Annotated in this window: 17 protein-coding genes and 1 pseudogene; 10 read left to right on the top strand and 8 right to left on the bottom strand. The window is 52.1% G+C overall.

Translation table 11 applies throughout. The features are described from left to right. Positions 1–169: 169 nt before the first annotated feature. Positions 170–2,161, bottom strand: a complete 1,992-nt coding sequence (gene tkt, locus HV352_RS03890) for a transketolase (protein WP_016154386.1) — start codon at positions 2,159–2,161, stop codon at positions 170–172. Between the two features lie 279 nt (positions 2,162–2,440). Here tkt and HV352_RS03885 point away from each other — a divergent pair, with 279 nt between their 5' ends. After that, on the top strand, positions 2,441–3,199 hold the full coding sequence (locus HV352_RS03885) for a M48 family metallopeptidase (RefSeq protein WP_016154387.1): 759 nt from the start codon (positions 2,441–2,443) through the stop codon (positions 3,197–3,199). Between the two features lie 111 nt (positions 3,200–3,310). On the opposite strand, the gene speB is transcribed toward HV352_RS03885, so the two are convergent. From speB to HV352_RS23810, 5 genes are all read right to left on the bottom strand, one after another. Next, positions 3,311–4,231 carry an agmatinase gene (gene speB / locus HV352_RS03880; protein ID WP_016154388.1) on the bottom strand — a complete coding sequence of 307 codons (921 nt, stop codon included), beginning with the start codon at positions 4,229–4,231 and terminating at the stop codon, positions 3,311–3,313. A gap of 132 nt (positions 4,232–4,363) precedes the next feature. After that, positions 4,364–5,095 (bottom strand): hypothetical protein, encoded by a 732-nt coding sequence (locus HV352_RS03875; protein WP_101700209.1) that lies wholly within the window; start codon positions 5,093–5,095, stop codon positions 4,364–4,366. 152 nt (positions 5,096–5,247) lie between these two features. After that, positions 5,248–7,224 carry a biosynthetic arginine decarboxylase gene (gene speA / locus HV352_RS03870; protein WP_016154389.1) on the bottom strand — a complete coding sequence of 659 codons (1,977 nt, stop codon included), beginning with the start codon at positions 7,222–7,224 and terminating at the stop codon, positions 5,248–5,250. 8 nt (positions 7,225–7,232) lie between these two features. Continuing rightward, positions 7,233–7,364 (bottom strand): acid stress response protein YqgB, encoded by a 132-nt coding sequence (yqgB, locus tag HV352_RS03865; protein ID WP_049041971.1) that lies wholly within the window; start codon positions 7,362–7,364, stop codon positions 7,233–7,235. Between the two features lie 91 nt (positions 7,365–7,455). Continuing rightward, on the bottom strand, positions 7,456–7,593 hold the full coding sequence (locus tag HV352_RS23810; RefSeq protein WP_269149342.1) for a hypothetical protein: 138 nt from the start codon (positions 7,591–7,593) through the stop codon (positions 7,456–7,458). A 538-nt stretch (positions 7,594–8,131) separates the two neighbouring features. Between HV352_RS23810 and metK the strand changes: the two genes are divergently transcribed. The 8 genes from metK to ruvX all read left to right on the top strand — a co-directional run bounded on the left by metK (position 8,132) and on the right by ruvX (position 15,379). Then, complete coding sequence (metK, locus tag HV352_RS03855; RefSeq protein WP_003027071.1) at positions 8,132–9,286, top strand: methionine adenosyltransferase; 1,155 nt, start codon at positions 8,132–8,134, stop codon at positions 9,284–9,286. 398 nt (positions 9,287–9,684) lie between these two features. Continuing rightward, on the top strand, positions 9,685–11,079 hold the full coding sequence (galP, locus tag HV352_RS03850; protein ID WP_181635211.1) for a galactose/proton symporter: 1,395 nt from the start codon (positions 9,685–9,687) through the stop codon (positions 11,077–11,079). A gap of 77 nt (positions 11,080–11,156) precedes the next feature. Further along, entirely contained in the window at positions 11,157–11,654 is a 498-nt protein-coding gene (locus HV352_RS03845; RefSeq protein ID WP_016157438.1) for a SprT family zinc-dependent metalloprotease, read from the top strand. A gap of 94 nt (positions 11,655–11,748) precedes the next feature. Further along, complete coding sequence (gene endA / locus HV352_RS03840) at positions 11,749–12,456, top strand: deoxyribonuclease I (protein ID WP_016154392.1); 708 nt, start codon at positions 11,749–11,751, stop codon at positions 12,454–12,456. 75 nt (positions 12,457–12,531) lie between these two features. After that, on the top strand, positions 12,532–13,263 hold the full coding sequence (gene rsmE, locus HV352_RS03835) for a 16S rRNA (uracil(1498)-N(3))-methyltransferase (RefSeq protein WP_016154393.1): 732 nt from the start codon (positions 12,532–12,534) through the stop codon (positions 13,261–13,263). 12 nt (positions 13,264–13,275) lie between these two features. Continuing rightward, positions 13,276–14,223 (top strand): glutathione synthase, encoded by a 948-nt coding sequence (gshB, locus tag HV352_RS03830; protein ID WP_181635210.1) that lies wholly within the window; start codon positions 13,276–13,278, stop codon positions 14,221–14,223. 176 nt (positions 14,224–14,399) lie between these two features. Further along, entirely contained in the window at positions 14,400–14,963 is a 564-nt protein-coding gene (locus tag HV352_RS03825; protein ID WP_016154395.1) for a YqgE/AlgH family protein, read from the top strand. Then, positions 14,963–15,379, top strand: coding sequence for a Holliday junction resolvase RuvX (gene ruvX / locus HV352_RS03820; protein ID WP_003825428.1), 417 nt, complete (start codon positions 14,963–14,965; stop codon positions 15,377–15,379). The genes HV352_RS03825 and ruvX overlap by 1 nt, the downstream gene beginning before the upstream one ends. Here the strand turns inward: ruvX and HV352_RS03815 are convergent. Then, on the bottom strand, positions 15,376–16,356 hold the full coding sequence (locus tag HV352_RS03815; protein WP_103928580.1) for a type IV pilus twitching motility protein PilT: 981 nt from the start codon (positions 16,354–16,356) through the stop codon (positions 15,376–15,378). The two genes, ruvX and HV352_RS03815, sit on opposite strands and share 4 nt — an antisense overlap. A 17-nt stretch (positions 16,357–16,373) precedes the next feature. Here HV352_RS03815 and HV352_RS03810 point away from each other — a divergent pair. Continuing rightward, a pseudogene (locus tag HV352_RS03810) lies at positions 16,374–16,523 on the top strand (YggS family pyridoxal phosphate enzyme); the annotation flags it as partial. A 26-nt stretch (positions 16,524–16,549) separates the two neighbouring features. Here HV352_RS03810 and HV352_RS03805 read toward each other — a convergent pair. Then, positions 16,550–16,969, bottom strand: a complete 420-nt coding sequence (locus HV352_RS03805; RefSeq protein ID WP_085055767.1) for a DUF3828 domain-containing protein — start codon at positions 16,967–16,969, stop codon at positions 16,550–16,552. Positions 16,970–17,344 lie beyond the last annotated feature (375 nt).

The raw sequence follows: 17,344 nt of genomic DNA, 5'->3' as shown, positions 1-17,344 counted from the left end.
AATATAAAAGTCAACAGAAATAATGTGATTCAAGTTACAAATATAAAACATCGCTAAATATCATATTTGTGATGCAAATCTACATTTTCGGGTTGCGCACGACCAAATAAATTTAATTACTTTAAAAAAACGGGCCGCATAAGCGACCCGTTTTCACCTGTAATCAAAATTACAGCAGTTCTTTTGCTTTCGCGACAACGTTGTCGACAGTGAAGCCAAACTCTTCAAACAGCAGCTCAGCCGGTGCAGACTCACCAAAGGTAGTCATACCAACGATAGCGCCGTTCAGGCCCACGTATTTGAACCAGTAGTCTGCGATACCCGCTTCCACTGCAACACGTGCGGAAACAGCTTTCGGCAGTACGGACTCGCGATAAGCGGCATCCTGTTTGTCGAACGCGTCGGTAGACGGCATGGAAACCACGCGCGCTTTAACGCCTTCAGCGGTCAGTTTGTCCCAGGCAGCCACAGCCAGCTCAACTTCAGAACCGGTAGCGATGAAGATCAGTTCCGGCTGACCGGCGCAATCTTTCAGCACGTAACCACCGCGCGCGATGTTCGCCAGCTGCTCTTCGGTACGTTCCTGCTGTGCCAGGTTCTGGCGGGAGAGGATCAGCGCGGTCGGACCGTCCTGACGCTCTACACCGTATTTCCATGCAACGGCAGATTCAACCTGGTCACACGGACGCCAGGTGCTCATGTTCGGGGTCACACGCAGCGAAGCTACCTGCTCTACCGGCTGGTGAGTCGGGCCATCTTCGCCCAGACCGATGGAGTCGTGGGTATAGACCATCACCTGACGTTGTTTCATCAGCGCAGCCATACGCACCGCGTTACGGGCATATTCCACAAACATCAGGAAGGTGGAGGTGTACGGCAGGAAGCCACCGTGCAGGGAGATACCGTTAGCGATAGCGGTCATACCGAATTCACGTACACCGTAATGGATGTAGTTACCGGCAGTATCTTCGTTGATAGCTTTAGAACCAGACCACAGAGTCAGGTTACTTGGTGCCAGGTCAGCGGAGCCACCGAGGAATTCAGGCAGCAGAGGACCAAACGCTTCAATCGCGTTCTGAGACGCTTTACGGCTGGCGATTTTCGCCGGGTTAGCCTGCAGCTTAGCGATGAACTCGTTCGCTTTTGCGTCGAAGTCAGACGGCATTTCACCTTTCATACGACGGGTGAATTCAGCGGCTTCCTGCGGGAAGGCTTTCGCATAAGCAGCGAACTTCTCGTTCCATGCAGCTTCTTTTGCCTGGCCTGCTTCTTTCGCATCCCACTGCGCGTAGATTTCAGACGGAATTTCAAACGGCGCGTATTTCCAGCCCAGCTGTTCGCGGGTCAGTGCGATTTCTGCATCACCCAGCGGCGCACCGTGAGAGTCGTGGGTACCGGCTTTATTCGGGGAACCGAAACCGATGATGGTTTTGCACATCAGCAGGGACGGTTTGTCGGTCACAGCGCGAGCTTCTTCAACTGCGCGCTTAATCGCGTCAGCATCGTGACCATCAACGCCACGAACCACGTGCCAGCCGTAAGCTTCGAAACGCTTAGCGGTGTCATCGGTGAACCAGCCTTCAACGTGGCCATCGATAGAGATGCCGTTGTCATCGTAGAACGCTACCAGTTTACCCAGCTTCAGCGTACCGGCCAGGGAACATACCTCGTGAGAGATACCTTCCATCATGCAGCCGTCGCCCATGAAAGCATAGGTGAAGTGGTCAACGATGTCGTGACCAGGACGGTTAAACTGCGCCGCCAGCGTTTTTTCGGCGATAGCCATACCCACAGCATTCGCAATGCCCTGACCCAGAGGACCGGTAGTGGTTTCAACACCCGCGGTGTAACCCACTTCCGGGTGACCCGGCGTTTTGGAATGCAGCTGACGGAAGTTCTGCAGCTCGGACATCGGCAGATCGTAGCCGGTGAGGTGCAGCAGGCTGTAAATCAGCATGGAGCCGTGGCCGTTGGACAGCACGAAGCGGTCACGGTCAGCCCAGGACGGGTTAGTCGGGTTGTGGTTCAGGAAATCACGCCACAGGACTTCGGCAATGTCAGCCATACCCATCGGGGCACCCGGGTGACCGGATTTGGCTTTCTGTACTGCGTCCATGCTCAGCGCACGAATAGCATTGGCAAGCTCTTTACGTGAGGACATTTTGACTCCAGATCGGATAATGAAGGCTGAGCCCTTAACGACTTGACGACAGCGCGTTTTGGGCTACGCCGGAAAAAAGTGCCAACAATGTAACCCAAGCCGCGTGTCATGTACATGGAGCATCCTTTTACCGCTTCAGAAATCTCTGGATCATGCGCGCAAGTTGCGCAATCTTCTCGCCCGCTGAATGTTCTTTTCTTTATACTAAGGCCGAGCGTCGGTTTACCTGCAAACGACGCATTTTTTAGAAAAATCCTGACTTTGTGCGGAAGAGAAAAAATGAAAATTCGCGCTTTACTGCTTGCTACGAGCATGGCGGCGGCATTGACCGGCTGCCAGAACATGGACTCAAACGGACTGCTTTCTTCTGGCGCAGAGGCTTTTCAGGCCTATAGTCTGAGCGATACTCAGGTAAAAGCGCTGAGCGATCAGGCCTGTAAAGATATGGACAGCAAGGCTACTATCGCCCCTGCCAGCAGCGAGTACGCAACGCGTCTTGGCAAAATCGCCGCCGCGCTTGGCGACAACATTAACGGCCAGCCGGTGAACTACAAAGTCTATATGGCGAAAGATGTGAATGCCTTTGCCATGGCGAACGGTTGTATCCGCGTGTACAGCGGCCTGATGGACATGATGACCGATAACGAAGTCGAAGCGGTGATCGGCCACGAAATGGGCCACGTCGCGCTGGGTCACGTGAAAAAAGGCATGCAGGTCGCGCTGGGCACTAACGCCGTACGTGCAGCAGCGGCTTCCGCTGGCGGCATTGTCGGCAGCCTGTCGCAGTCGCAATTGGGCGATCTTGGCGAGAAACTGGTGAACTCGCAGTTCTCCCAGCGTCAGGAATCCGAAGCGGATGATTACTCGTATGATTTGTTGCGCAAACGTGGGATCAATCCGGCAGGACTGGCCACCAGCTTTGAGAAACTGGCAAAACTGGAAGCAGGACGCCAAAGCTCAATGTTTGACGATCACCCGGCATCTGCAGAACGTGCGCAACACATTCGTGATCGCATGAGCGCAGACGGGATAAAATAATCCTCGAACAGTGCCGGATGGCGGCGTGAACGCCTTATCCGGCCTACAGATTCAGCAATAATGTAGGCCGGACTAGCGTCAGCGACATCCGGCAAAATAGTCCGAAACCCGTTATTCGCCTTTCTTCGCCGCCTGGATATACAGCATTTCCAGTGCCAGCGTAGCCGCCGCCAGCGCGGTGATCTCTGACTGATCGTAGGCCGGAGCCACTTCCACCACATCCATCCCGACGATATTCAGATCTTTCAGACCACGTACCAGCTTGATCGCGCGATCGGAAGTCAGACCGCCGATCACGGGCGTACCGGTTCCTGGAGCAAACGCCGGATCGAGGCAGTCGATATCAAAGGTCAGATACACCGGCATATCACCAACAATCTGCTTAACCTGGGCGATGATGTCATCTACGCCGCGATCGTTCACCTGGCAAGCATCCAGCACGGTAAAGCCGTTATCTTTGTCGAACTCGGTACGAATACCGATCTGCACAGAGTGATTCGGATCGATCAGACCTTCGTTCGGCGCAGTGTAGAACATGGTACCGTGGTCGAATTCACAGCCGTTAGCGTAGGTGTCGGTGTGGGCATCAAAGTGCACCAGCGCCATTTTACCAAAGTGTTTAGCGTGCGCGCGCAGGAGCGGCAGCGTGACGAAGTGGTCACCGCCGAAAGAGAGCATGCGCTTACCGGCAGAAAGCAACTTCTCAGCATGCGCCTGCAGTTTTTCACTCATTTCACGGGCATCACCGAACGCATAAACCAGATCGCCGCAGTCCACCACGTTCAGGCGCTCGCGCATATCGAAGTCCCACGGGAAGCGATTGTGTTCCCACGCCAGGTTAGTGGAAACCTGACGGATCGCAGCCGGACCATGACGACCGCCCGCACGGCCAGACGTTGCCATATCAAACGGTACGCCGGTGATCACCCAATCGGCGTCGCTGTCATACGGCATGAAGTTCATCGGCAGACGCAAAAAACCAAAGGCGTTAGAAACCAGGGAGTTGTCGTATTGATGACCTAAGGTGCTCATGGCAAAAACCTCATATTCGTCGGTATAAAAAAACCCTTCCGCGTCGTTAGGCCCGACGAGGAAGGGTTAGATTTTTTAAAACAGATTTTGTGTAATTATCGCCTTAAAACTTCCCCGCTTCAAGCAGCGCTTTTATTGACGACATGGCGGCGGGGCATAACCATTACTGTCCGCCGGGAATGCCTGCGCAGAGCAAGGCGGGAGCGTTTTAACGACCAGGCCCTGCAAAGCAAATGCGGCGAAACCAATCACTCCGATGTTGCGCTTGTCACCCTGCGCAGAGTTAGCGGCGTAGGAGTTTGAAGCATCAGAAAACCGAAATTCGGCTTCAGTATACTTATCTTTTCGGAACCCTTTGATTGCCAGCGAATCTCCCGCATTAACAATATAACCGCTGTTATTCAGCGAACCAGGTTTGCCGTTAAGTACATCAAGCCCATCTACAGTCGCGACGATTTCATAGTTCGTATCTCGACTGTGATTGCGCACATACAATTGATAATTTGTCCCCACCCTGGCTGGAAGACTATATTGCCATTGCCCAACAGAAGAGTTGTAAAGACGGGTAATAGGGATAGAATTAAAATTAGCATCGCGAACAGCATATTCCAAATCACTAATGCGTATGCTGTATACTCTATCGTAACCCGTCGAATACTTTGCAGAATAATTTATTAATATGACTTCGGCAGGGTCGCGCTCCGCACGTTCTACAGATACACCCGTTACCGTTGAGTGCACGTCGCCGCCCCAGGCCGTTCCCACGCCTGGCGAAGGTGCACTGCTATAATATGCAGGCACGGAACAGCCACCAGCAAGTAAAAAAATTACGGCAAAAAACACGTTCCACTTAAATCCCTTCATCTCGATTCCTTTTCTGTTTCCGAGTTATTACATCGGCAACAGTAGAGTTCTAAAAAGATAAAAGAAAGAGTTGCCACCATATTTCAGATTTCATTAATAAAAAAAGAGCCGGTTTATATAAATAAGCCGGCTCTCAAGCAGATATATCTTAATTACTCGTCTTCGAGATAGGTATATCCGTACAGACCTGCTTCAAACTCTTCGAGGAACTGCTGCTGCAACTCGGTATCCAGATCGGTGTTTTTCACCTGGTCACGGAACTGAGTTAGCAGGGTGTTCGGATCCAACTGCACGTATTGCAGCATATCCGCCACGGTATCCCCTTCGTCAGACAGCTCAACTTCCACGCTGCCGTCAGGGAAGACGAACACGTCAACCGCTTCAGTATCACCGAACAGGTTGTGCATGTTGCCAAGGATCTCCTGGTACGCACCCACCATAAAGAAGCCCAGCATCGGCGGGTTCTCCGGGTCGTATTCCGGCATCGGCATGGTGGTCGCAATGCCGTCACCATCAACATAGTGGTCGATAGCGCCATCAGAGTCACAGGTGATATCCAGCAGCACCGCACGGCGCTCAGGAGCCTTGTTCAGCCCTTCCAGCGGCATCACCGGGAACAGCTGATCGATCCCCCACGCATCCGGCATCGACTGGAACAGCGAGAAGTTGACGTAAATCTTATCCGCCATACGCTCCTGCAACTCGTCGATAATCGGACGGTGCGCGCGGTTGCTCGGGTCGAGTTGTTTTTGCACATCGTGACACATGTTCAGATAGAGCTGTTCTGCCCACGCGCGTTCCTGCAGGCTAAAGGTGCCTGAAGAGTACCCAACGTGAATATCGTGCAGATCCATCTGGCTGTCGTGCAGCCATTCACGCAGCGAACGACGGGTTCCCGGCTCATGCATCTCTTGCCAGGTTTCCCACATGCTTTGCAGGGCACGCGGCGCATCGTCAGCCGGAGGCGTTGCTTCGGTATGCTCGCTACGCTCAACGCCGATAATATTAGACACCAGCACGGTATGATGCGCGGTAACAGCGCGACCGGATTCGGTAATTACCGTCGGGTGCGGCAGACCGTGCTCTTCACAGGCGTCGCCAATGGCCCAGATGATGTTGTTCGCGTATTCGTTCAGGCCGTAGTTTACGGAGCAGTCAGACTGCGAACGGGTACCTTCGTAGTCCACGCCCAGGCCACCGCCCACGTCGAAGCACTGGATATTTACGCCAAGCTTGTGCAGCTCAACGTAGAAACGCGCCGACTCACGTACGCCGGTGGCAATATCACGAATGTTCGCCATCTGTGAGCCGAGGTGGAAGTGCAGCAACTGAATACTGTCCAGACGACCGCGCTCGCGCAGCATTTCTACCAGTTGCAGCACCTGGTTTGCCGCCAGGCCGAATTTCGATTTCTCTCCGCCGGAGGACTGCCATTTGCCGGACCCTTGCGACGCCAGACGCGCACGCACGCCCAGACGCGGAACAACATTCAGTCGTTCAGCTTCATCCAGCACGATAGCGATTTCAGACATCTTCTCGATGACCAGGTAGATCTTATGGCCCATCTTTTCGCCAATTAGCGCCAGGCGGATGTATTCGCGGTCTTTATAGCCGTTACACACGATCACGCTGCGGGTCATTCCAGCATGAGCCAGAACGGCCATCAGTTCAGCTTTAGAACCGGCTTCCAGCCCCAGCGGTTCGCCGGAGTGGATCAGCGATTCAATCACGCGACGGTGCTGGTTAACCTTGATCGGGTAAACGAGGAAATAGTCACCGTTGTAGCCGTAAGACTCACGGGCGCGCTTAAACGCGGCGTTAATCGAACGCAGACGGTGTTGCAGGATCTGCGGGAAGCAGAACAATGCAGGCAAACGCTGGCCCTGCGCTTCACGGGCTTTCACCAACTCAGCAAGGTCAACGCGCGCTTCTGGTACGTCGGGATCCGGGCACACGCTGATGTGGCCCAGTTCATTGACGTCATAGTAGTTATTACCCCACCAGGCAATATTGTAAGTACGCAGCATCTTGCTGGCTTCCTGGGAACTCATTGCAACCTCCTGCATGGAGCGTAGTACACCGTGTTCGCCTGCTGACGAAGGCGAACCCAAAGAAATGTCGTCAGACATAGCGAACCTCAAATTTTATTAACAAGTGTAAAACAGTTGACTACTATCGCAATCCGAAGACGCGATAACAACCCAAATACAGGCAGAATTTCCAGCAGATAGTGCTGACGCTCCGACTGTGCGACCGGTTTCTTTTTCATATCAATGTAAACACGTAACCGAACTTAATGCTGACGGTTCGGCGAAACCACGAGAAAACTCTTGTTTACCAAGAGCGCCCTTGTTCAGTTCTTAGTGACCGTTGCCGGCCCTGGAGTCCTGAGAAGCGCCGAGATGGGTATAACATCGGCAGGTATGCAAGATGCAGATTGCGGGGGACATATGTACACCAGAACGGTGCGACAGATTCAGCAGAATACAACGGTTCATTATCTCGTATCACCTCCACGGTTGCTCCTGACGGAACGAACCCACAAGCCAAAGCTAAAGTTTTAACCCGGCTGGAAGTGGCAACACGATGAAAACGTCGTGTGCTTTTTTGTCTATCCTCAATAAATCGAGTTGCGGGAAGGCGGCAACGCAGTGAATCCCCGGGCGCTTACAGGAGTAAGTGACTGGGCGAGTATTGCCAACGCACATGCAACTTGAAGTATGACGGATATGAGCCGCGCGCCGCGTTTTATACCGACAACAGTACGAAAAAGCAAAAGATAAATACGCGCATTGCCAGCACCGTCAGGAAAAATTTCCAGTTACATTTTCAGTACAATGCGAGCTCAATCAAAAAAAGCTGGAAATCAGGCGCAGAACCGACTTAAAATAGCCGTCCAGATGTTAATCCATCTATACCGATTAACACTCAGACTGCCAGTGTCCGTCATCTGCAGACTCATGGTAGAATCTTCTACACATGGCTATTCCACTCGACAGTTTGAGCTAACTACATTCTCCTTAGGTGAAATTAAATATGGCAAAACACCTTTTTACGTCCGAGTCCGTATCAGAAGGGCATCCTGACAAAATCGCTGACCAAATCTCTGATGCCGTGCTGGATGCAATCCTGGAGCAGGATCCGAAAGCACGCGTTGCCTGCGAAACCTACGTCAAAACCGGCATGGTTTTAGTTGGCGGTGAGATCACCACCAGCGCATGGGTTGATATCGAAGAGATCACCCGTAACACGGTTCGCGAAATTGGCTATGTGCATTCCGACATGGGCTTTGATGCCAACTCTTGTGCGGTACTGAGCGCGATTGGTAAACAGTCTCCGGACATCAACCAAGGTGTTGACCGTGCGGATCCGCTGGAACAGGGCGCAGGCGACCAGGGTCTGATGTTTGGTTATGCAACCAACGAAACCGACGTGCTGATGCCAGCCCCGATTACCTATGCTCACCGTCTGGTGCAGCGTCAGGCTGAAGTGCGTAAAAACGGCACCTTATCCTGGCTGCGCCCGGATGCAAAAAGCCAGGTAACCTTCCAGTATGACGACGGTAAAATCGTCGGTATTGATGCGGTTGTTCTGTCGACTCAGCACTCTGAAGATATCGATCAGAAATCGCTGCAAGAAGCCGTTATGGAAGAGATCATCAAGCCGGTACTGCCGACTGAATGGCTGACAGCTTCAACCAAGTTCTTCATCAACCCAACTGGTCGTTTCGTTATCGGCGGTCCAATGGGTGACTGCGGTCTGACGGGTCGTAAAATCATCGTTGATACCTACGGCGGCATGGCCCGTCACGGCGGCGGCGCATTTTCTGGTAAGGATCCGTCTAAAGTTGACCGTTCCGCAGCTTATGCAGCCCGCTACGTAGCGAAAAACATCGTTGCCGCTGGCCTGGCTGACCGTTGTGAGATTCAGGTTTCCTACGCAATCGGCGTGGCTGAACCGACCTCTATCATGGTGGAAACGTTCGGTACTGAAAAAGTGCCTTCAGAACAGCTGACCCTGCTGGTGCGTGAGTTCTTCGACCTGCGCCCGTATGGCCTGATTCAGATGCTGGATCTGCTGCACCCGATTTACAAAGAAACCGCCGCTTACGGTCACTTTGGTCGCGAACATTTCCCATGGGAAAAAACCGACAAAGCCGCCCTGCTGCGTGAAGCTGCCGGTCTGAAGTAATACCTCTACGGCTCAACGCTTATGAAGACCAGCCTCGCGCTGGTCTTTTTTTATGTCATTTGCTCTCCCATCCCCCATCGCTATAACCACGCTAATTTCATTTGCTTCAATAACAAATGAAAGCGATTACATAGCACGGTATTTCTATACACCTTGAATTCACATCTGTTAGTTACCAGCATTGCATCACTGTTACATCATATTTCAGCATTGTCTTAAAATCAGCCAATCAACTTTATTCTATAATAATAAATAATGTTAACTTTCAATTCATTAAGCAATAATTCACATGAATGTTAGTGTAACCGATTACACTAATGTGATGTGATTCGCATTTTTTTACCCCGTACTCACCTACCCTTAACATCAACAAAACTAGCTACCCAACGGAGGGCATCATGCCTGACAATAAAAAAACGGGGCATTCCAACAAAGCCATGACATTTTTTGTCTGCTTCCTGGCAGCCCTGGCTGGATTACTTTTTGGCCTGGATATCGGTGTTATTGCCGGTGCTTTACCATTCATCACCGACGAGTTCCAAATTACCCCACACACTCAGGAATGGGTGGTGAGTTCCATGATGTTTGGTGCGGCAGTGGGCGCCGTCGGCAGCGGTTGGCTCTCCTTCAAGCTGGGGCGTAAAAAAAGCCTGATGATCGGCGCAATCCTGTTTGTTGCCGGTTCGCTGTTCTCCGCCGCAGCGCCAAACGTTGAAGTGCTGCTGGTTTCCCGCGTGCTGCTCGGCCTGGCAGTCGGCGTTGCGTCTTATACCGCACCGTTGTACTTGTCCGAAATCGCCCCGGAAAAAATTCGCGGCAGCATGATTTCTATGTATCAGTTAATGATCACTATCGGTATTTTAGGTGCGTATCTTTCCGATACGGCGTTTAGCTACAGCGGCGCATGGCGCTGGATGCTGGGCGTGATCATCATCCCTGCCCTTTTACTGCTGGTTGGCGTCATCTTCCTGCCGGACAGCCCGCGTTGGTTTGCGGCTAAACGTCGTTTTGTCGATGCCGAACGCGTTCTGTTGCGTCTGCGTGACACCAGCGCTGAAGCCAAACGCGAGCTGGATGAAATTCGTGAAAGCCTGCAAGTGAAGCAGAGCGGCTGGACGCTGTTTAAAGAAAACAGCAACTTCCGCCGCGCAGTTTTCCTTGGCGTCCTGTTACAGGTGATGCAGCAGTTCACCGGGATGAACGTCATTATGTATTACGCGCCAAAAATCTTTGAGCTGGCGGGTTACACCAACACCACCGAACAGATGTGGGGGACCGTTATTGTCGGTCTGACCAACGTGCTGGCAACCTTTATCGCCATTGGCCTGGTTGACCGCTGGGGCCGAAAACCTACGCTGATCCTCGGCTTTATCGTCATGGCCGTCGGTATGGGCGTGCTGGGTACAATGATGCACGTGGGTATTCACTCGCCAGCCGCACAATACTTCGCTGTCCTGATGCTGCTAATGTTTATCGTTGGCTTTGCGATGAGCGCCGGTCCGCTGATTTGGGTACTGTGCTCTGAAATCCAGCCGCTGAAAGGTCGCGATTTCGGCATCACCTGCTCTACCGCAACTAACTGGATTGCCAACATGATTGTCGGCGCAACCTTCCTGACGATGCTGAACTCGCTGGGCAGCGCCAACACCTTCTGGGTCTACGGTGGCCTGAACGTACTGTTCATCTTCCTGACCCTGTGGCTGATCCCTGAAACTAAAAACGTCTCTCTGGAACACATTGAACGTAACCTGATGAAAGGTCGTAAACTGCGCGAAATTGGCGCACACGACTAATCTCGTTAGGCTTCCTCCCCCGTGGGAGGGAGCCTTCCTCTTGCAGTCCCTTCCCTGTCGCACTATCCTCTGGCGTTATGAAAACCTCCCGTCTCCCGATCGCCATCCAGCAAGCCGTTATGCGCAGCCTGCGGGAAAAACTCGCACAGGCCAATCTCAAGCTCGAACGCCAATACCCGGAACCAAAGCTGGTTTACCAACAGCGCGGAACCGCCGCGGGTACCGCGTGGCTACAAACCTACGAAATTCGTCTTAATCCAGTTTTGCTGATGGAGAATGTTGACGCGTTCGTTAACGAAGTGGTGCCCCATGAACTGGCGCATCTACTGGTGTGGAAACACTTTGGCCGCGTACCGCCGCACGGGAAAGAGTGGAAATGGATGATGGAGAGCGTGCTGGGCGTACCGGCCCGGCGCACGCATCAGTTTGAGCTGCAATCCGTGCAGCGTAAGACCTTTACATACCGCTGTAAGTGTCAGGAGCACCAACTGACCGTCCGCCGCCATAACCGCGTTGTACGCGGCGAAGCCACCTACCGCTGCGTTCACTGCGGTGAACCGCTGGTTGCAGAATAATCTTCAGAATTATCAGGAACTTTTCTGATCTAACTGATTGCATACAGGAATGACTTTCGCTACGTTGCGGGCTCGTTTTGACACGGAGTTCGTGATGTACCGTAATCTTTCTTTTGCTGCGGCCCTGTTAGCCGCTGCGTTTTCAGGCTCGGTTTTAGCCGAAGGCATCAACAGTTTTTCTCAGGCAAAAGCAGCGGGTGTTAAAGTTAACGCCGATGCGCCAGGCGATTTCTATTGCGGATGTAAAATTAACTGGCAAGGAAAAAAAGGGGTCGTTGACCTCGAATCCTGCGGCTATAAAGTGCGAAAAAATGAAAACCGCGCCAGTCGAATTGAATGGGAACACGTTGTCCCCGCCTGGCAATTTGGTCATCAGCGCCAGTGCTGGCAGGACGGAGGGCGTAAAAACTGCGCTAAAGATCCGGTCTATCGCAAAATGGAAAGCGATATGCATAACCTGCAGCCCGCGGTGGGTGAGGTCAATGGCGATCGCGCAAACTTTATGTACAGCCAGTGGAACGGTGGCGAAGGCCAATATGGACAATGCACCATGAAGGTTGACTTCAAAGAGAAAGTTGCCGAGCCGCCAGCCCGCGCCCGTGGCGCCATCGCGCGTACCTATTTTTACATGCGCGACCAATACAACCTGACGCTCTCCCGCCAGCAAACTCAGCTTTTTAATGCCTGGAATAAGCAGTATCCGGTCACCGATTGGGAGTGTGAGCGCGACGAACGCATTGCGAAGGTACAGGGGAACCATAACCCCTATGTGCAACGCGCTTGCCAGGCGCAAAAGAGCTAACCTACACTAGCAGCAATATTTTTTAACCATGCCCTGGCCTTTTGCAGCCCAGGGCCATGACGCGGATGTTTAACTATGCGCATTCCTCGCATTTATCACCCTGAGCCACTCACTTCCGGCAGCCAAATTTCACTGTGTGAAGACGCTGCCAACCATATCGGCCGCGTGCTGCGTATGGGACCAGGCCAGGCGCTACAGCTGTTTGATGGCAGCAATCAGGTATTCGACGCCGAAATCACCCACGCCAGTAAGAAAAGCGTGGACGTGAAGGTGCTTAACGCTGAACTCGACGATCGAGAATCGCCGCTACACATCCACCTGGGCCAGGTGATGTCGCGGGGTGAAAAAATGGAATTTACTATCCAAAAATCGATTGAACTGGGTGTAAGCCTCATTACGCCACTTTTTTCTGAGCGCTGCGGCGTTAAACTGGACAGCGAACGCCTGAACAAGAAGCTCCAGCAGTGGCAGAAAATCGCCATTGCCGCCTGCGAACAGTGCGGTCGTAATCGGGTGCCTGAAATTCGCCCGGCGATGGATCTGGAAGCGTGGTGCGCCGAACAGGATGAAGGTCTGAAACTGAACCTGCATCCCCGCGCCAGCGCCAGCATCAATACGCTGCCGCTCCCGGTGGAACGCATCCGCTTGCTGATTGGCCCCGAAGGTGGGCTGTCGGCAGATGAAATTGCCATGACCGCACGGTATCAGTTTACTGATATTCTGTTAGGACCTCGCGTTCTGCGTACTGAGACAACTGCGCTCACCGCCATCACCGCGCTACAGGTGCGTTTTGGCGATCTGGGCTAACGGAGAAGAACAATGATCAAGCTCGGCATCGTGATGGATCCCATCGCAAGCATCAACATCAAGAAAGATTCCAGCTTCGCTATGCTGCTGGAAGCGCAACGTCGCGGTTACGAAATTCATTATATGGAAATGGCCGATCTCTATCTGATCAACGGTGAAGCCCGCGCCCGTACGCGTACCCTGAGCGTAGAGCAGAACTACGACAGATGGTATGAGTTCAATAGCGAGCAGGATCTCCCGCTGGCAGATCTGGACGTCATTCTGATGCGTAAGGATCCGCCGTTTGATACCGAGTTCATCTACGCAACCTATATTCTGGAACGTGCAGAGGAGAAAGGGACGCTAATCGTCAACAAACCGCAGAGCCTGCGCGATTGTAACGAGAAGCTGTTCACCGCATGGTTTGCCGACCTGACGCCGGAAACGCTGGTTACGCGTAACAAAGCGCAGCTGAAAGCCTTCTGGCAAAAACACAGCGACATCATTCTCAAACCGCTGGACGGCATGGGCGGCGCATCTATTTTCCGCGTGAAGGAAGACGATCCGAACCTTGGCGTTATTGCCGAAACGCTGACCGAGCACGGTACCCGTTATTGCATGGCGCAGAACTATCTGCCGGCAATTAAAGACGGCGATAAACGCGTGCTGGTGGTTGATGGCGAACCCGTTCCGTACTGCCTGGCGCGTATTCCACAAGGCGGCGAAACCCGTGGCAACCTGGCAGCCGGCGGTCGTGGCGAGCCGCGTCCATTAACCGACAGCGACTGGGAAATTGCACGTCGCATTGGGCCAACGCTGAAAGCAAAAGGCTTGATTTTTGTCGGTCTGGATATCATTGGCGACCGTCTGACGGAAATTAACGTCACCAGCCCAACCTGTATTCGTGAAATTGAAGCGGAGTTCCCGGTTTCGATTACCGGTATGCTGATGGACGCCATCGAGGCACGTTTGCAGAAATAAATAAGTTGCCGGATGGCGATGCCTTCGCGTCTTATCCGGCCTACATTCGCACCCCGTAGGCCGGATAAGGCGAAGCCGCCATCCGGCAAAGCTATCTTCAGAGGGTGACATCTTCGCGCTTTGCCCACATACTGGGCTCTGTTGCTTTTTTGAACCAGGAAACAGAACCTCTGACAATGAATTTACAGCATCACTTTCTAATTGCCATGCCTGCTCTCCAGGATCCGATTTTCCGCCGTTCCGTGGTGTATATCTGTGAACACAATGAGAACGGAGCAATGGGGATTATCGTCAATAAGCCTCTGGAAAACTTACAAATTGAAGGGATTCTGGAAAAGCTGAAGATTACTCCAGAAGCACGCGATCCTGCCATTCGTCTGGACAAACCGGTGATGCTCGGCGGCCCGCTGGCGGAAGACCGTGGATTTATTCTACACACCCCGCCGTCACGCTTTGCCTCCAGTATTCGCATTTCAGATAACACTATCATCACCACCTCCCGCGATGTACTTGAAACCCTGGGTACGCAGGAGCAGCCATCTGAAGTGCTGGTTGCGCTGGGCTATTCATCATGGGAAAAAGGTCAACTGGAACAAGAGCTACTGGATAACGCCTGGCTCACTGCTCCCGCAGACCTCAACATCTTATTTAAAACGCCGATTGCCGACCGCTGGCGCGATGCGGCGAAGCTTATCGGAATTGATATTCAGACCATGCCTGGCGTGGCGGGACACGCCTGATGAGCGGAACATTACTCTCTTTTGATTTTGGTACGAAAAGTATCGGCGTCGCGGTTGGTCAACGCATTACCGGTACGGCGAGACCCTTGCCCGCCATCAAAGCACAGGACGGTACGCCAGACTGGAGTTTGATTGAACGCCTGCTAAAAGAGTGGCAGCCGGACGAAATCATTGTCGGCCTGCCGCTCAACATGGATGGCACTGAACAACCCCTTACTGCGCGCGCACGCAAATTCGCTAACCGCATTCACGGTCGCTTTGGCGTAACCGTAACGCTGCACGATGAACGTTTGAGCACCGTCGAAGCCCGCTCAGGCCTGTTTGAGCAAGGCGGATACCGGGCGTTGAATAAAGGCAAAGTAGATTCCGCTTCTGCCGTTATTATCCTTGAAAGCTATTTCGAGCAGGGCTACTAAAGTCGCCCCTGCGCCTGGCGCTGCTGCTGACTTTGTGCAAACGTCTGCATACCTGTCTGCTGCCCGGTTTGAATCACACCGGGTAGCTGATGCGTTTTCCCTTCGCGGATCAAATTACCCACGGCGGGCGTGTTGACGAGCAGCTCGAATAGCGCCACGCGTCCTCCCTGCTTATCTTCCTCCAGCTTTTGCGAAAGTACCGCCCGCAGGCTGTCTGCCAGCTGGTTACGCACCGGATCTTTCTCCTGAGCGGGAAAGGTGTCCACCAGCCGCGCGATGGCCTGCGCCGCCCCTCGCGTATGTAAGGTTGCCAACACCAGATGCCCGGTCTCCGCTGCCGTTAAGGCCAAACGAATAGTTTCCACGTCGCGCAGCTCGCCCAGCAAAATGACGTCGGGATCTTCGCGTAACGCGCCGCGCAAACCGGCAGCAAAAGAAGCGCAGTGTACGCCCACCTCCCGCTGTTGAATAAGACAACGCTGGCTGGTGTAGCGATATTCAATCGGATCTTCCAGCGTCAGAATATGCCCCGCAATATGTTGATTAAGGTACTCCACCATCGCCGCCAGGGTGGTTGATTTACCGCTGCCGGTGGCTCCAGTGACCAGAACTAATCCATTTTCACCGTGCAGCAGTTCAGGTATGGCCTCCGGGGTCTGAAGATCGTCTAAACGAGGACATTCAAGCGGTAGCAATCTTAGCGCCAGCGAGGTTCCCTGCTGATGAGCAAATGCGCTGGCGCGTAGACGCCGGGAGTCCGCCAGCGTAAGGGCAAAATCAATCTGCCCCTGTTCCCGCCACTGTACCTGTTGTTGCTCACTGAGCCAGCACGTCAGCAGATTCTCCACGTCAGGGGGAGTAAATGGTGCTATTTCGACTTTTCCACCTATGCGCCAGCGCGCAGGCCATGCATTGCACAGGTGTAGATCCGACACGTTATGCTTTACACTAAGGGCCACTATTTCTTCCATATTCATATGAACATCCTCGGAAAATGAACGATATCGCGCATAACCTGGCACATGTCCGGGACAAAATCTCAGCCGCCGCGACGCGTTGCGGGCGGTCTTCAAAAGAAGTTATGTTGCTTGCAGTCAGCAAAACCAAACCTGCGAGCGCCATCGAAGAAGCCATCGTCGCAGGATTATTTTTAATTGGTGAAAACAACGACTAATAGCGAGTAGTCACGCTCTTGATTTTCCATACACCTTTTTCTTCTACCATGCAGTCAATAACTTTTTGAGATGACTCACCTGTTCCAAATGTCAAATAGACATTGGTACAAATAGGATCAGCTATAATTAGATCAATACTAATATGCTTACTCCAGTCTTCATCTGCAAAATCCTGAACTTTTAGAAAATAATCCTCTTCAAGCTCATTGTTTCTATAAGCTTGCTTTAATTTATTCAATGTATCAATAATAACATAAGGCTCTAATGCCGTCGGATCATCTGCAACTGGGATGATATTATGAGCAATCTGCTTGATATACCAAGCATTGAATTTTAATGCCTGAGTATCAGCAGGTATTATTCCTGCCATAGCAAACGATGAGAATAGAAAAGTAAATAATATCAATCGTTTCATCAGTTATGCCTATAGAGTTTATACGAGGACTGATTTTTACGATAACCAGGTCCGGGATACACACCATGTTCGATTGCTGCTGTTACTGCCCTGGCACAATAACCTGCAGCGTGCGCATGAGCATTATTCTTAACAAAATTTATAGCGACTTCTTTATTCCACATTTGCAAAATCTCATTTATAAACGAAGAGTATGAAATATCACAAAGCGAACCATCACCTTGAACATTAAATGCTTCCAACTCTATTTATTGACATCACAAATATGCCCGCAATCTGTATTTTCGATGTGTATTGCTACTTAATAATAAATGAAGTCATAATATTTACCTTACCAATTATCTAATTTTTTGCTTTATTAGAAATAAATATCAT

The sequence above is a fragment of the Citrobacter sp. RHBSTW-01044 genome (assembly GCF_013781945.1).
In the GTDB taxonomy this organism is placed as follows: domain Bacteria; phylum Pseudomonadota; class Gammaproteobacteria; order Enterobacterales; family Enterobacteriaceae; genus Citrobacter; species Citrobacter braakii.
Note: the sequence above shows the minus strand (reverse complement) of the source record. Positions and strands in the feature narration are given on the sequence as shown.

Bases quoted from the DNA above. Each gene is read 5' to 3' on its own strand.
- speB (WP_016154388.1), bottom strand. From the start codon at position 4,231: ATGAGCACCTTAGGTCATCAATACGACAACTCCCTGGTTTCTAACGCC.
- HV352_RS03805 (WP_085055767.1), bottom strand. From the start codon at position 16,969: ATGAAACGATTGATATTATTTACTTTTCTATTCTCATCGTTTGCTATG.
- HV352_RS03845 (WP_016157438.1), top strand. From the start codon at position 11,157: ATGAAAACCTCCCGTCTCCCGATCGCCATCCAGCAAGCCGTTATGCGC.
- HV352_RS23810 (WP_269149342.1), bottom strand. From the start codon at position 7,593: ATGAACCGTTGTATTCTGCTGAATCTGTCGCACCGTTCTGGTGTACAT.
- ruvX (WP_003825428.1), top strand. From the start codon at position 14,963: ATGAGCGGAACATTACTCTCTTTTGATTTTGGTACGAAAAGTATCGGC.
- HV352_RS03815 (WP_103928580.1), bottom strand. From the start codon at position 16,356: ATGAATATGGAAGAAATAGTGGCCCTTAGTGTAAAGCATAACGTGTCG.
- endA (WP_016154392.1), top strand. From the start codon at position 11,749: ATGTACCGTAATCTTTCTTTTGCTGCGGCCCTGTTAGCCGCTGCGTTT.
- HV352_RS03875 (WP_101700209.1), bottom strand. From the start codon at position 5,095: ATGAAGGGATTTAAGTGGAACGTGTTTTTTGCCGTAATTTTTTTACTT.
- HV352_RS03825 (WP_016154395.1), top strand. From the start codon at position 14,400: ATGAATTTACAGCATCACTTTCTAATTGCCATGCCTGCTCTCCAGGAT.
- yqgB (WP_049041971.1), bottom strand. From the start codon at position 7,364: ATGAAAAAGAAACCGGTCGCACAGTCGGAGCGTCAGCACTATCTGCTG.
- gshB (WP_181635210.1), top strand. From the start codon at position 13,276: ATGATCAAGCTCGGCATCGTGATGGATCCCATCGCAAGCATCAACATC.
- HV352_RS03885 (WP_016154387.1), top strand. From the start codon at position 2,441: ATGAAAATTCGCGCTTTACTGCTTGCTACGAGCATGGCGGCGGCATTG.
- speA (WP_016154389.1), bottom strand. From the start codon at position 7,224: ATGTCTGACGACATTTCTTTGGGTTCGCCTTCGTCAGCAGGCGAACAC.
- rsmE (WP_016154393.1), top strand. From the start codon at position 12,532: ATGCGCATTCCTCGCATTTATCACCCTGAGCCACTCACTTCCGGCAGC.
- metK (WP_003027071.1), top strand. From the start codon at position 8,132: ATGGCAAAACACCTTTTTACGTCCGAGTCCGTATCAGAAGGGCATCCT.
- galP (WP_181635211.1), top strand. From the start codon at position 9,685: ATGCCTGACAATAAAAAAACGGGGCATTCCAACAAAGCCATGACATTT.
- tkt (WP_016154386.1), bottom strand. From the start codon at position 2,161: ATGTCCTCACGTAAAGAGCTTGCCAATGCTATTCGTGCGCTGAGCATG.